The 14,654-nt window shown below is 44.0% G+C and carries 12 protein-coding genes; 1 reads left to right on the top strand and 11 read right to left on the bottom strand.

All coding sequences use genetic code 11. The annotated features are described in order from the left end of the window. Positions 1–8: 8 nt before the first annotated feature. From GVO60_RS05445 to tig, 11 genes are all read right to left on the bottom strand, one after another. A complete protein-coding gene (locus GVO60_RS05445; RefSeq protein ID WP_159651683.1) occupies positions 9–290 on the bottom strand; it encodes a LapA family protein in 282 nt (93 codons plus the stop codon). 140 nt (positions 291–430) lie between these two features. Beyond that, positions 431–712, bottom strand: a complete 282-nt coding sequence (gene ihfB, locus GVO60_RS05440; protein WP_008078046.1) for an integration host factor subunit beta — start codon at positions 710–712, stop codon at positions 431–433. Positions 713–923: 211 nt separating this feature from the next. Next, positions 924–2,594, bottom strand: a complete 1,671-nt coding sequence (rpsA, locus tag GVO60_RS05435) for a 30S ribosomal protein S1 (protein ID WP_159651681.1) — start codon at positions 2,592–2,594, stop codon at positions 924–926. Between the two features lie 102 nt (positions 2,595–2,696). Beyond that, positions 2,697–3,377 carry a (d)CMP kinase gene (gene cmk, locus GVO60_RS05430; RefSeq protein ID WP_159651679.1) on the bottom strand — a complete coding sequence of 227 codons (681 nt, stop codon included), beginning with the start codon at positions 3,375–3,377 and terminating at the stop codon, positions 2,697–2,699. Between the two features lie 141 nt (positions 3,378–3,518). Then, positions 3,519–3,809 carry a ComEA family DNA-binding protein gene (locus tag GVO60_RS05425; protein ID WP_159651677.1) on the bottom strand — a complete coding sequence of 97 codons (291 nt, stop codon included), beginning with the start codon at positions 3,807–3,809 and terminating at the stop codon, positions 3,519–3,521. A gap of 135 nt (positions 3,810–3,944) precedes the next feature. Further along, positions 3,945–5,804: a peptidylprolyl isomerase gene (ppiD, locus tag GVO60_RS05420; RefSeq protein ID WP_159651675.1), complete on the bottom strand. Its 1,860-nt coding sequence runs from the start codon at positions 5,802–5,804 to the stop codon at positions 3,945–3,947. A 173-nt stretch (positions 5,805–5,977) separates the two neighbouring features. Beyond that, on the bottom strand, positions 5,978–6,250 hold the full coding sequence (gene hbs / locus GVO60_RS05415) for a non-specific DNA-binding protein Hbs (protein WP_159651673.1): 273 nt from the start codon (positions 6,248–6,250) through the stop codon (positions 5,978–5,980). A 191-nt stretch (positions 6,251–6,441) separates the two neighbouring features. Further along, entirely contained in the window at positions 6,442–8,793 is a 2,352-nt protein-coding gene (gene lon, locus GVO60_RS05410) for an endopeptidase La (RefSeq protein WP_159651671.1), read from the bottom strand. A 129-nt stretch (positions 8,794–8,922) separates the two neighbouring features. After that, on the bottom strand, positions 8,923–10,206 hold the full coding sequence (clpX, locus tag GVO60_RS05405) for an ATP-dependent protease ATP-binding subunit ClpX (RefSeq protein ID WP_159651668.1): 1,284 nt from the start codon (positions 10,204–10,206) through the stop codon (positions 8,923–8,925). A gap of 81 nt (positions 10,207–10,287) precedes the next feature. Continuing rightward, positions 10,288–10,914 carry an ATP-dependent Clp endopeptidase proteolytic subunit ClpP gene (clpP, locus tag GVO60_RS05400; protein WP_008078037.1) on the bottom strand — a complete coding sequence of 209 codons (627 nt, stop codon included), beginning with the start codon at positions 10,912–10,914 and terminating at the stop codon, positions 10,288–10,290. Positions 10,915–11,019: 105 nt separating this feature from the next. After that, the gene (gene tig, locus GVO60_RS05395; protein ID WP_159651666.1) at positions 11,020–12,324 is read right to left on the bottom strand and encodes a trigger factor; all 1,305 of its coding nucleotides are present in this window, start codon (positions 12,322–12,324) and stop codon (positions 11,020–11,022) included. Positions 12,325–12,849: 525 nt separating this feature from the next. Here tig and GVO60_RS05390 point away from each other — a divergent pair. Continuing rightward, complete coding sequence (locus tag GVO60_RS05390; RefSeq protein ID WP_159651664.1) at positions 12,850–14,640, top strand: sensor histidine kinase; 1,791 nt, start codon at positions 12,850–12,852, stop codon at positions 14,638–14,640. Positions 14,641–14,654: the final 14 nt, after the last annotated feature.

Raw genomic sequence — 14,654 nt, 5'->3', positions numbered from 1 at the left:
TTTACTTCTTAAGACGCTTTTGTCTGTGCTGGCTCACTCGTTGTTGGTGATAGCTTCTTAAGCTGTCTCTTTAGCTTGCGAACTTGCAGCTGAGACTTGAGGTGCAAACTACCAAATACCAACCAAGCAATCACAAACCCGGTGACGAAAACAACACCTAGTAGTGTAGAAAGGTGGAACTCACCTTGAGCAAGGAGGTAATTAAAGCCGACTACTGCCTGATTTTGAGAACCAAGCGCTAACGCGACTAAAAATAGAGCCAATACGATAACGATTTTTATAATTTTCATAATCCATCACCTAAGCAAATTTCTGCCGTTACGATTATGCAGTAAAATCAAGGAACAAACCATGCTTATATCGGCTTATCAAACAATAAAAAAGCGGCTCCACTGACGTGTGCCGCTTTTTCTCACCAATTTTATGATATCTAACCGATATTCACGCGTTCGCGAAGTTCTTTACCTGGCTTAAAGTGAGGAACATACTTACCTTCCAACTCCACTTTATCACCTGTCTTAGGATTGCGACCAACACGTGGCTCACGGAAATGTAGAGAGAAACTACCGAAGCCGCGAATCTCGATTCGGTCTCCACTTTCCAATGTTGAAGCCATATGCTCTAAAATATCTTTTACAGCGTCTTCAATCTCTTTAGCTGAAAGGTGAGTTTGCTCAGCACAGAGTCTCTCGATTAACTCAGACTTAGTCATAGTTTCCCTCATAGAGTAATTTATCACTTATTATAGTAAGTAATACCAATTCCAACAAACACTTGCTTCCTATTTTAGTCAAACTTTGAGCTGTTTGCATAAACAGAAACACAACTTATTTGAATAGCTTGCACGGATTGGTATTACCACTGAGAGTGCATCAAACATAAAAAAGGAGCCTTACGGCTCCTTTTTCTTAAAAGCGATTAAATTATTCGCCTTTAGCTGCTTTGAAAGCGTCAGCCATAGCGTTACCAAACGAAGCATCATCTGCTTTGTTTAGAGAAGCCATTGCTTCTTGCTCTTCAGCTTCATCTTTAGCTTTGATAGATAGGTTGATTACGCGGTTCTTACGGTCAACACCTGTGAACTTCGCTTCAACGCTGTCGCCAACGCTTAGGATTAGTGACGCATCTTCGATACGGTCACGTGAAACTTCAGAAGCACGTAGGTAACCTTCTACACCTTCTTCAAGCTCGATAGTTGCACCTTTAGCGTCTACTGCAGTAACAGTACCGTTAACTAGTGCACCTTTCTTGTTATCTGCAACGTAAGCGTTGAATGGGTCATTTTCCATTTGCTTAACGCCTAGAGAGATACGCTCGCGCTCTGCATCTACAGCTAGAACTACAGCAGAGATTTCGTCGCCTTTCTTGTACTCACGTACAGCTTCTTCGCCAGCAACATTCCAAGAAATGTCAGATAGGTGAACTAGACCGTCGATGCCGCCTTCTAGACCGATGAAGATACCGAAGTCAGTGATAGACTTGATCTTACCAGTAACTTTGTCGCCTTTAGCTTGCGCTTCAGCGAAAGATTGCCATGGGTTAGCTTTACACTGTTTCAGACCTAGAGAGATACGACGACGTTCTTCGTCGATTTCAAGAACCATAACCTCAACTTCGTCGCCAACATTAACAACTTTAGAAGGGTGGATGTTCTTGTTAGTCCAATCCATTTCAGAAACGTGTACTAGACCTTCAACGCCTTCTTCGATTTCAACGAAGCAGCCGTAGTCAGTTAGGTTAGTAACGCGACCAGTTAGTTTGTGACCTTCTGGGTAACGCTTAGCGATTGCTACCCATGGATCTTCGCCTAGCTGCTTAAGACCTAGTGAAACGCGAGTACGCTCACGGTCGAACTTAAGAACTTTAACTTGGATCTCGTCACCAACGTTAACGATCTCAGAAGGGTGCTTAACGCGCTTCCAAGCCATGTCAGTGATGTGTAGTAGGCCGTCAACGCCACCTAGATCTACGAATGCACCGTAGTCAGTAAGGTTCTTAACGATACCTTTAACTTCTGCGCCTTCTTGTAGAGTTTCTAGAAGCTCATCACGCTCAACGCTGTTTTCAGACTCGATAACTGCACGGCGAGAAACAACTACGTTGTTACGCTTCTGGTCAAGTTTGATAACTTTGAACTCTAGCTCTTTGTTTTCTAGGTGAGCAGTGTCGCGGATTGGGCGAACGTCTACTAGAGAACCAGGAAGGAAAGCACGGATACCGTTTAGTTCAACAGTGAAACCGCCTTTAACTTTACCGTTGATGATACCAACAACAGTTTCAGCTTCTTCGCAAGCTTTCTCAAGAACGATCCAAGCTTCGTGACGCTTCGCTTTCTCACGAGAAAGTTGAGTCTCACCGAAACCATCTTCAACAGCGTCTAGAGCTACATCTACTTCAGCGCCAACTTCAACTTCAAGTTCGCCAGCAGCGTTCTTGAACTGTTCAGCAGGGATAGCAGATTCAGACTTAAGACCAGCGTCAACAAGAACGAAACCGTTCTCGATAGCTACTACAGTACCTTTAACGATGCTGCCTTGTTGGAATTCTGTTTCGTTTAGAAACTCTTCAAAGAGTTGAGCAAAAGATTCAGTCATTATTTAATCTTCAATAAATTAAACGTCCACGGGTATCCTACCGCATGGGGTTATTAAATTCGCCAGTCATCATCCTTGCGACCAACGCTCTGACCTAGCAGCCTAGGCTACTAGCTTAGATTCAATATATTGTAGTGCTTTTTCTACCACTTCGTCGATACTCATCGTAGTAGAATCAAGCAATAGCGCGTCCTCAGCAGGGCGTAATGGAGCCACTGGGCGGTTACGATCTCTATCGTCACGCTCTTGGATCTCGCGCAAAAGGTCGTCAAATTTAACATCTAAACCCTTGCCTTGCAACTGTTTAAGTCTGCGTGTTGCACGCTCCTCTGCACTGGCGTCTAGGAAAATTTTGACTTCTGCTTGAGGGAAAACAACGGTTCCCATATCGCGGCCATCGGCGACTAAACCAACGCCTTCAGCAAACGCACGCTGGCGTCGCAGCAAAGCTTCACGAACTCGAGGTAGTGCAGCGACTTTTGATGCAGCCATACCCGTCTCTTCTTTGCGAAGTTCACCTGAAACATCTTCGCCTTCTAAGATCACTTTAACCAGCTCACCTTCAGCAACAAACTGAACGTCTAAATGTGTCGCAAGTGGAACAAGTGCGTCTTCAGACTCTAAATCCACACCGTGATGAATCGCTGCCAGGGCAAGCACTCGATAAATCGCACCTGAATCTAACAAGTGAAAACCTAACTGCTTAGAAATAAGCATACAAAGCGTGCCTTTACCTGCTCCGCTTGGTCCATCAACGGTCACTACCGGTGTATGAGACGACATCTTTAACTCCACGTTAGTTGCTGAACAGCGATAGAAATGCTGCTTCTGTTTCGGCGAGGAATTATAGAGGTTATCGACTCATCACGCTAGGCAGGATTATGCTTAAATAACAAAAGAGCGCTATCAAGCGCTCGTTCAGACTTAAAGCTCTATTCTTGGGCGGTTTTTCTCCACCGTTGATTCACCGATGCCCTTAACGTTGACCAAACTATCAGCGTCTTGGAATGGGCCATGTTCTTCTCGATAATCAACAATTGCTTGTGCTTTTTTCAGGCCGATACCTTTAAGCAAGTCAGCCAACTCTGCGGCCGTCGCTTGATTGATGTTGACGGTTATCTCGATACCTTCATATTTAGCATCGACGCTATTAGCGCTGATAGCAATTGGGGTAACTAAAACAAGTGTGATGGCTAGAAGTAATCGACGAAGCATATCGTCTCCTTTTTCATGATTATTGACACCTCACTAGACTAGTCCGCCACTCAATGATTAAAACGACTACAACACAAAAACAAAACGGGCTGCAAAAGCAGCCCGTTATAATCGATATATCAATTACACTGAAGTTTATTGGGTAACGACAAAGTACTCGATATCGGTTGTTTTGCGCAGAATGCTGATCAGACCAGACAGGTCTTGCTGAGCATTCATCTGTGTCAACTGAGTTCCAATCTGTGTATTGAACTGAGAGTCAAACTCTTCACTAACCTTAGCTAAACGAACTACAGCAATATCACCATTCATCTGCTTCGCTTGTGCGTATTCGACTTCACCTTGCTTTGGTTTTGGCATCGCAAAGATAACGTCAGCCATTGGTGAACTGCGATCTAAACTTTCACTCTCACCAAACGCAAGACCATTTTCAGTCAACAGTTCACTACTTCCGTCTTTCAGGCTTGCCACTAATTTATCAGCAAGTTCGATTGCGTTTTGCTCACCCTTCACTTTTGCAAGTGTTGTGGTTACTTGATCTCGAACTTCTTCTAAAGGCAAAACTGTTTCATCACGAAGATCTTCAACACGTACAACAATTACGTGCTCAGGTGCAACTTCGATAACTTCAGAGTTCAAACCATCTTCTTTCACTTCAGGGCTCAGAATAGCTTGCATCACTGCAGGTGTTTTAAGTAATTCTGGCGCGTCTAGTTGTGAAATAAAGTCAGTTGTTACGATCTTCGCACCAATAGCCTCAGCAGCGTCGTCAAGAGAGTCTGGGTACTCAAATGCGATCTTTTCTAGTTCACTTTGCAGTTCATAGTATTGATCGATAGCTTGCTGATCTTTTAACTCTTGCTTAATTTCTGCAGCAACTTCTGTGTACGGTTTAGCAACGGATGACTTCAGTTCATCAAGCTTGATAATGTGGTAGCCAAAATCAGATTTAACTAGCCCCGTTACATCACCAACATTTTTAAGCGCAAATGCCGCTTCTTCAAACGTTGGATCCATGACTTCACGCTCAATCCAACCTAGTGAACCACCTTCAGAGGCACTACCGAAGTCATCAGATTTTTCTTCAGCAAGTGTCGCAAAGTCTGCACCACCATTAAGTTCATCAAGAATCGATTGTGCTTTCGCCTGGTCATCACCTTCAACAAGAATATGACTTACTCGGCGCTGCTCTTCAGAAGAATACTTGTCCATATGCTCTTGGTAGTATTGCTTCGCTTGTTCATCAGACACCGTGATGCTGTCTTTAAGCTGCTGTGCAGAAAGCTCGATATACGCTACTTTCGCTTGCTCTGGGCGAGTATAACGCTCAGCGTTTTGCTTGTAGTAATCGTTAATATCTTCTTCAGTCAACTCCACCTTTGCAGCAAAGTCCGCAAGAGGAAGCGTTAACGTTTCTACTTCACGAGTTTGAGTCAGTAGCTTCGCTTGTGCTTCAACTTCTGTTGGAAGAGAGAAATCACTTGCTTGAATAGCCGTTAGAAGTTGATTACGAACCAAATCACGGCGAAGGTATTCTGCAAAGCTCTCTGGAGAGAAACCTGCACGGCGCAAAGATGCTTGGTAGATATCTTGGTCAAACTTGCCATCAGCTAAGAATTGAGGCATTTCAACAATCATAGTTCGAACCTGCGCGTCACTAACGCGTAGACCAAGGGATTCAGCATGTTGCTCTAGTAGTAGATCATTGATCATACGATCTAGAACTGACTTACGGAAAGATTCTACGTAAGCAGGATCCGCCAGTAGATTTGAGAAATAGTCACCCAGCTGTGATTGCATGCGGTTGCGTTCATTTTGATACGCTTGTTCAAACTCACCACGACCAATTTCGACATTGCCAACTTTTGCAGCCGTATTGCCAGCGCCACCTACGATGTAGCTACCAACACCCGCAAAAACGAAAGATAGGATGATAAGTCCCAGGATAATTTTAACCGCGATACTATTAACGCCTTCGCGTAATCGATCCATCATACTTAAACTACTCTCCGCTCACATAACCAATCAGCCCAAAGGCTGACTCGAAAATGTTAAATACTAAAACTAAAATTGAATAGCGCGATAATACCAGAAAAAGAAATGCGCATCAGTATGATGCGCATAATTTAAAAAGGTTCTAAAAAAATGAGGCCGATAGCCAATTTTTATTAGTTACAAGCGTCTTTCAGTGCTTTACCTGCTTTGAATGAAGGAACCTTCGCTTCAGCGATTTGGATTTCTTCACCAGTCTTAGGGTTACGACCTGTGCGTGCAGCACGAGTACGAACACTGAAAGTACCGAAGCCAACAAGTGCAACTTGGTCACCAGACTGTAGTGTGTCACCAACAGCTTCGATTAGAGCGTCAAGTGCACGACCAGCTGATGCTTTAGATAGGTCTGCGTTTTCTGCGATTTTTTCTACTAATTGTGTTTTATTCACTGTGATTCCCCTTTGCGCTACCTATTGTAATTGTTAAAGGTAGCTTTCGTTCCATTTGTTTCAGTTTAGCGACAATCCCTTACACAGCAAGGGCTGAAGCTATAGTCGCTAACGTTAGCGCCCAAAAAAAACGCTGACAAGCCTTTTTCGACCTATCAGCGTAATCTTTTACTTATTTTTGCTACACATCACTATTTTGTTGCTGAAAATTCGACACCTGACGGGTCATTTTCTAGTGCAACTTTAAGAACTTCGTCGATCCACTGTACTGGAATAACCTGAAGATCAGCGATAACATTTTCTGGAATCTCTTCCAAATCACGCTCATTATCTTTCGGGATCAGTACTGTTTTGATACCACCACGGTGTGCCGCAAGTAACTTCTCTTTAAGTCCGCCAATAGGTAGAACTTCACCACGAAGAGTAATTTCACCCGTCATACCCACTTCTGCTTTTACAGGGTTACCCGTTAAGCTAGAAACCAGTGCAGTACACATAGCGATACCCGCACTTGGGCCATCTTTTGGTGTCGCACCTTCCGGTACGTGAACGTGAATATCACGTTTCTCGTAAAAGTCAGAGTTAATACCCAGTTTTTCAGCACGTGAGCGAACCACTGTCATCGCAGCTTGGATAGACTCTTTCATGACATCGCCAAGGGAGCCTGTTTGGGTTAGTTTCCCTTTACCAGGCATCGCTTCTGTTTCGATAGTCAGTAAGTCACCGCCGACTTGTGTCCAAGCAAGACCTGTCACTTGCCCGATACGGTTACTATCATCCGCTTTACCGAAGTCGTGACGTTGAACACCCAAGTATTCTTTCAGGTTATCCATGGTAACGGTTACGCTCTTCAGGTCTTTATCCAGAAGAATGTTCTTCACCGCTTTACGACAGATCTTAGAAATCTCACGCTCTAGACTACGTACACCCGCTTCACGCGTATAGTAACGAATGATGCCGATGATCGCTGAGTCTTCAATCTCAATCTCACCCACTTTCAGGCCGTTACGCTTCACTTGCTTATCGACAAGGTGGCGCTTTGCAATATTAAGCTTTTCGTCTTCTGTGTAACCAGATAAACGAATCACTTCCATACGGTCTAGTAGCGGCCCTGGAATGTCCATTGAGTTTGATGTCGCAACGAACATAACATCAGACAGGTCGTAATCAACTTCAAGGTAATGGTCGTTAAACGCATTGTTTTGTTCTGGATCTAAAACCTCAAGCAGTGCTGATGATGGATCACCACGCATATCTGAAGACATCTTGTCGATTTCGTCCAATAAGAACAGCGGGTTTTTCACGCCAACTTTCGACATCTTCTGTATAAGCTTACCTGGCATAGAACCAATATAAGTACGACGGTGGCCTCGGATTTCCGCTTCATCACGTACGCCACCAAGTGCCATACGCGTGTATTGACGGCCAGTCGCGGCTGCAATAGAGCGACCCAGTGACGTTTTACCTACACCAGGAGGACCAACAAGACATAAGATTGGACCTTTTAGCTTATTGATACGATTTTGAACCGCCAAGTACTCTAAGATACGCTCTTTGACGCGTTCTAAACCGTAATGGTCTTCATTAAGAATTTCTTCTGCTTTCGCTAGGTTCTTCTTAACTTTTGAACGCTTACTCCAAGGCACGCCAAGCATCCAATCGATGTAACCACGAACAACCGTCGCTTCCGCTGACATCGGTGACATCATTTTTAACTTTTGAAGCTCTTGCTCTGTCTTATCGCGCGCTTCTTGAGGCATTTTTGAATCTGCAATTTTTTGCTTCAGCGCTTCAAATTCATCAACACCATCTTCGCCTTCACCAAGCTCTTTCTGAATCGCTTTCATTTGCTCATTCAGATAATATTCGCGCTGAGATTTTTCCATCTGCTTTTTCACGCGAGTACGAATACGCTTCTCGACTTGTAGCAAATCAATTTCTGATTCCATTTGCCCCATCAAGAACTCTAGACGTTCTGTAACGTCTAATAGCTCAAGTACCGCTTGTTTGTCAGCAAGCTTCAATGGCATATGTGCAGCAATGGTGTCTGCAAGGCGCGCGGCTTCGTCGATACCACTTAAAGAAGTTAACACTTCTGGTGGAATCTTTTTATTAAGCTTAATAAAGCCTTCAAATTGGTTAATCGCGCTACGAACAATCACTTCGTGTTCACGTTCATCCAATTCTGCAGTAATTAGGTATTCAGCATCCGCAACGAAAAATTCTTCATCCGTTAACAGATTGATCTTGGCACGCTGCTGACCTTCAACCAGCACTTTAACCGTGCCGTCAGGTAGTTTGAGTAGCTGCAAAATCGTCGCCACTGTACCAACTTCAAAAAGGTCGTTTTTTGATGGCTCATCAGTATCTGCTTCTTTCTGAGCAACTAGCAGCACTTGCTTGTTGTTATCCATCGCAGCTTCTAGGCAAGCAATCGATTTTTCACGGCCAACAAACAAAGGAATTACCATGTGCGGGTAAACGACTACATCTCTTAGAGGTAGTACGGGGATCTCGATACGTTCGGAACGTTCCAAGTTCATATTCATCTCTCTTCCGCTTAGTCTTATTTGGAGTATATGGGGGCTAATTGGTTGGATTCAATGAAAGAATAAAAAAAAGGAGGTAATTGATTACCTCCTTTATTTATTTAGCAATTTATGTGAATCGGGTTACGATTCTGCACCTGCAGCCTGGTTTTCTGCGTTGCTATAAATTAGCAACGGATCAGATTCACCATTGATCACTGACTCATCAATCACAACTTTACTTACGTCGTTCATCGATGGCAGTTCGTACATGGTTTCAAGAAGCACTGCTTCAAGAATTGAACGTAGACCACGAGCACCTGTTTTACGCTCCATCGCTTTCTTCGCAATTGCACGAAGTGCGTCTTCACGGAATTCTAGCTCAGAATCTTCCAATTCAAATAACGCCGCGTACTGTTTTGTCAGGGCATTCTTCGGTTCACACAGAATTTGAATCAGTGCTTCTTCATCTAGCTCTGTCAGTGTCGTTGTCACTGGCAGACGACCGATGAATTCAGGAATAAGACCGTATTTAACCAGGTCTTCTGGTTCAACTTGAGTGAATAGTTCACCTACTGTCTTAGTTTCGTCTTTAGAACGAACTTCTGCACCAAAACCAATACCTGTGCCCGTCGCAACACGTTGCTCGATCACTTTATCTAGGCCAGCAAATGCACCACCACAGATAAACAGAATCTTAGACGTGTCTACTTGTAGGAACTCTTGCTGAGGGTGCTTACGACCACCTTGTGGCGGTACTGAAGCAACCGTGCCTTCAATAAGCTTTAGAAGCGCTTGCTGAACACCTTCACCTGATACGTCGCGCGTGATCGATGGGTTTTCAGCTTTACGAGAAATCTTGTCGATTTCATCAATGTACACAATACCACGTTCTGCTTTCGCTACGTCGTAGTCACATTTTTGCAGAAGTTTTTGGATGATGTTTTCTACATCTTCACCTACGTAACCCGCTTCGGTTAACGTAGTCGCATCTGCCATTGTGAAAGGTACATCTAGGAAACGAGCCAGTGTTTCAGCCAATAGCGTCTTACCACTACCCGTTGGACCAATTAGAAGGATGTTACTTTTACCAAGTTCTACACCTTCACTGGTTGTGTCCCCGTTACGTAAACGCTTGTAGTGGTTGTAAACGGCTACTGCTAGCACTTTCTTAGCGTAATCTTGACCAATCACATAATCATCTAGATGTTCACGAATCTGTTTTGGTGCTGGTAGCGCCTCAGATTGTTTCTTCGGTAGAACATCTTTAATTTCTTCACGAATGATGTCGTTGCATAGATCGACACATTCGTCACAGATATAGACGGATGGACCGGCGATCAGCTTGCGAACTTCGTGCTGGCTTTTGCCGCAGAAAGAGCAGTAAAGAAGCTTACTACTACCGCTCTCTTTGCTTTTATCTGTCATTCGCTAACCTCTTAGCCTTTACTCATATGATTTGAGTGTATATCAATTTAAACCGAATTGCGCTAAACAATTTGCTATCAATTATTCACCGCGATGGCTTAATACAGCATCAACTAGACCGTACTCTACCGCCTGATCAGCAGCCATAAAGTTATCACGATCGGTATCACGCTCAATCACTTCTAGCGGTTGACCTGTGTGCTCAGCAAGTAGCTTGTTTAGCTTTTGCTTAATAGTCAGGATTTCCTGAGCGTGGATCTGAATATCAGACGCCTGGCCTTGGAAGCCACCTAGTGGTTGGTGAATCATCACGCGCGAGTTAGGCAATACGTAACGCTTACCAGGAGCACCACCAGCAAGTAGGAATGCGCCCATTGAGCATGCTTGGCCCATACATACAGTGCTGACATTTGGTTTGATGAATTGCATTGTGTCGTAAATAGACATACCTGCAGTCACACTGCCACCTGGCGAGTTAATGTATAGGAAAATATCTTTATCAGGATTTTCAGATTCTAAGAAAAGTAGCTGTGCCACGACAAGATTTGCCATGTGGTCTTCCACTTGACCTGTTAAGAAAATCACACGTTCTTTCAGCAAACGAGAATAGATGTCGTAAGAACGTTCACCACGGGAAGTCTGTTCAACCACCATTGGTACTAGTGCGTCTAGAATTGGCGACATTGCATTTTTTTCTTGGTAGCTCATATTCTTATGTCCCTAAAATAAATGGCCCGGATGATTAATATCATACGGACCATTGTTAGCAGAATAGTTAACGCTAAGTCAACCTTCTACGCAAGATATTGCTTATTAAGCAGCTGGTTGCTGGTTCATTAGCTCGTTGAAGCTAACGTCTTTTTCAGTAACCTGAGCTTTAGCGATGATTGCGTCAATTGCTTGCTCTTCTAGAGCTACGTTACGCATGTTGTTCATCATTTGCTCGTTTTGCTCGTAGTAAGCGATAACTTCAGTTGGATCTTCGTATGCAGTCGCCATCTCTTCGATTAGCGCTTTCACTTTCTCGTCGTCAGCTTTTAGCTCTTCAGATTTGATTACTTCACCAAGTAGAAGACCAACAACTACGCGACGTTTCGCTTGCTCTTCGAACAATTCACGTGGAAGTTGAGCAGCTGCTTCAGGGTTACCACCGAAACGTTGAGCCGCTTGTTGACGTAGAGTACCGATTTCTTGATCGATAAGAGCTGCAGGTACGTCGATGTCGTTTTCTTTAACTAGACCGTCGATTGCTTGTTCTTTGATGCGGTTCTTGATTGCTTGCTTAAGTTCGCGCTCCATGTTCTTACGAACTTCAGCTTTAAGAGCGTCAACACCACCTTCAGCAACACCGAACTTAGAAACGAACTCGTCGTTTAGTTCTGGAAGCTCACGAGCTTCAACTTTGTTTACTTTGATAGAGAACTTAGCAGCTTTACCTTTTAGGTTTTCAGCGTGGTAATCTTCTGGGAAAGTCACGTCGATTTCGAATTCCATACCAGCAGTCTTACCTGCGATACCATCTTCAAAACCAGGGATCATGCGACCAGCACCCATTTCTAGTGGGAAGTTCTCAGCTTTACCGCCTTCGAACTCTTCACCGTCGATAGAACCAACGAAGTCGATAGTTGCGCGCTTGCCTTCTTCAGCTGCTTCTGCAACTTCAGCCCAAGTCGCTTGTTGCTTACGTAGAGTTTCAATCATCTCTTCTACGTCTGCATCGTTTACTTCAGTTGTTGGTTTTTCAACTGCGATGCTTTCTAGGCCTTTCAGCTCAACTTCTGGGTAAACTTCAAAAGTTGCGTTGAATACTAGGTCTGCACCTTCCTTGTTTTCAACTGGAGCAAATGTTGGAGCACCTGCTGGGTTGATTTTTTCTTTAACGATCGCTTCGATGAAGTGACGTTGCATTACTTCGCCCATCACGTCTTGACGTACTGCTTTGCCGTACATCTTCGCAACCATTTTTAGAGGCACTTTGCCTTTACGGAAACCATCGAAACGACGGTTTTTAGCGATGTTGCGTAGTTCAGCTGTTACAGCGTCTTCGATGTTTGCAGCTGGAACAGTAATGTTAAGACGGCGCTCTAGGCCCTCTAGAGTTTCAACAGTAACTTGCATGATTCATTAACCTCAAAACTGGCTCAGCTTAGCTGAGCGTATGTGCCCTACACCCAAGAAATAGATATTAGGACCCATCCTTGTTTGTACTCTAAGAGTACTCTTCGTAAATCGAGTATCGATAACTGATTCAATCAGCTACCGGACTAATTAGCGATATCCTTTCAAAACCGATTCTGCTGAATCTTGTTCGTTAAAGGTATCTCCGATTAGCCTCAGGATAAAAATTTAGACGCAGCATTCTACCGACCTGCGCGATAGCTGTCGAGCCGATCCCTACGATACATAGGGGATTACCCTAAAAACTCACTTAACTGCTATAAAAAGAAGCAATAAAGCAGCTATTGCCTACAGAAATGGGGACATTAATGGCTTTTTCAAGAGAAACTAACCTTTTTTTCGAATTAAACAAGAAAACTAGATCTAAGTCCGGTTTTATTCCTCATTTCTGTTACAGATTTAAACACAGTGATAACAAAAAATATTACCCTAAAAGGCAGTTGTTGTACCTTTGTCGGGAATATTATGTCACCTTTTCGCCGTGCCAATCTCTATCTATTCCTGTTCTACCTTATCAGCCTGATTGTCGGTTCTCATTCCGTATGGAACTATAATTATCAAGCACTTGCCGACGAGCACCAAGCGCAGCTCGATCGTTTCGCTAGTCACGTTTATTCGAAGCTCGACAAATATGCCCACCTGCCTCAGTTGTTGGCAAAAGACAATGAACTGATCTTTGCACTGCAGCAACCCCATAACCTAGCGCAGATAGATTTAACCAATCGCTATCTCGAAAACGTTAATGACATTATCCAAGCTGCTGATACCTATTTACTCGATCAATGGGGAAATACTATCGCAGCGAGTAATTGGAACCTAGACCGCTCATTTGTGGGTAAAAATTTCGCCTGGCGTCCATATTTTTCTAACGCAATTCAAGGCCAATCCAGTCAGTATTTTGCGCTAGGCTCTACCTCTGGCCAACGCGGTTACTACTACTCATTTCCTGTTGTATATGCCGCTGAATATGTAGGCGTCATCGTTGTTAAAATGGAACTAACTGCAATAGAGGGCAATTGGGAAAACAAGCAGAATACCTTCGTTGCAACTGATAAGTACGATGTCATATTTATGTCGAGTCAACCTGATTGGTTATTCAAAAGCCTTACCACACTGACAGAGCAAGAAAGAAGTAAGATAACGAATAGCCGCCAGTACCTTGACCGCCAAATTCGCTCTTTAGGGTTAACCGGCGATCTTGATACCGCACTGACTGAATTGGAGAACCCTCATCAGGGTGGGTTTCAAGGCGATTACGTGGTGTCTAGTCGGCCGTTTGAGCAACTTAATCTAACCATTCGTGTTCTTACCCAAAAAGTGACCCTATTTTGGTCAACCATGAGTTTTGGGTTGATTCTCACTCTGTTGTTTGTCATCGCGTTTCTCATTCTGCAGTTAACCTATCAGCGCCACCTTAAAAAGCGCCAATTTGAACAACTTCAATCCGAAGCGAAACAAAAGCTAGAATTTTTGGTCATGGAGAGAACCTCAGAACTACAAGCCGAAATCTCTGAGCGTAGCCGGACAGAGCAAGTGCTCAGACACACCCAAGATGAATTGATACAAGCGGCCAAACTAGCAGTACTAGGCCAAATGTCTGCGAGTATTAGCCATGAGCTCAACAACCCTTTAGCCGCCATTCGCAGCTTCGCCGACAATGGACGAAGATTTCTAGCGAAAGACAAATACGACCGCGTGGATGACAACCTTGCGCGTATTTCCAGTTTGACCGACCGAATGGCCAAAATCAGTAATCAACTCAAGTCATTTACCCGAAAATCAGACAGTAGCGATGTGCGCATTATGGAATTACTTCCTGTGATCGTTTCAACACGCGAGTTAGTTGCTCCACAAATCAAATCTTATCGAGTCGAATTCATCTGTGACATCGAATCTTCTATTGGCCAAGTCGAGATCAACGCAATTCAAGTCGAGCAAGTGTTAATCAACTTAATCACTAATGCCGCTCAGGCTATCGAATCGCTCCCTGAGAGAGTCATTCAACTGACTACTCAGCAAAATGAAACCTCCATTGAGATTTACATCGATGACAACGGGCCGGGTATCGATGCGGTCGAAGCCGAGCAGTTATTTGCACCTTTCTACACCACGAAAAAAAATGGGCTTGGGCTCGGTTTATCGATTTCTCAGCAGATCATTCAAACAATGAAAGGGACGCTGACGGTCAGTCAGTCACCGTTGGGCGGAGCGCGCTTCACGGTTTGTCTGCCCCTAGCCCAACCCACAACTCATTAAATACAAGGACGGTC

Origin of the sequence: Vibrio atypicus, from assembly GCF_009811315.1 — a bacterium.
Lineage (GTDB): Bacteria > Pseudomonadota > Gammaproteobacteria > Enterobacterales > Vibrionaceae > Vibrio > Vibrio atypicus.
This window is presented reverse-complemented; position numbering and strand designations above follow the sequence as displayed.

Coding starts and splice junctions, on each gene's coding strand:
- GVO60_RS05445 (WP_159651683.1), bottom strand. CDS start 290: ATGAAAATTATAAAAATCGTTATCGTATTGGCTCTATTTTTAGTCGCG.
- tig (WP_159651666.1), bottom strand. CDS start 12,324: ATGCAAGTTACTGTTGAAACTCTAGAGGGCCTAGAGCGCCGTCTTAAC.
- ppiD (WP_159651675.1), bottom strand. CDS start 5,804: ATGATGGATCGATTACGCGAAGGCGTTAATAGTATCGCGGTTAAAATT.
- clpP (WP_008078037.1), bottom strand. CDS start 10,914: ATGAGCTACCAAGAAAAAAATGCAATGTCGCCAATTCTAGACGCACTA.
- cmk (WP_159651679.1), bottom strand. CDS start 3,377: ATGTCGTCTCATACACCGGTAGTGACCGTTGATGGACCAAGCGGAGCA.
- rpsA (WP_159651681.1), bottom strand. CDS start 2,594: ATGACTGAATCTTTTGCTCAACTCTTTGAAGAGTTTCTAAACGAAACA.
- clpX (WP_159651668.1), bottom strand. CDS start 10,206: ATGACAGATAAAAGCAAAGAGAGCGGTAGTAGTAAGCTTCTTTACTGC.
- ihfB (WP_008078046.1), bottom strand. CDS start 712: ATGACTAAGTCTGAGTTAATCGAGAGACTCTGTGCTGAGCAAACTCAC.
- lon (WP_159651671.1), bottom strand. CDS start 8,793: ATGAACTTGGAACGTTCCGAACGTATCGAGATCCCCGTACTACCTCTA.
- GVO60_RS05425 (WP_159651677.1), bottom strand. CDS start 3,809: ATGCTTCGTCGATTACTTCTAGCCATCACACTTGTTTTAGTTACCCCA.
- GVO60_RS05390 (WP_159651664.1), top strand. CDS start 12,850: ATGTCACCTTTTCGCCGTGCCAATCTCTATCTATTCCTGTTCTACCTT.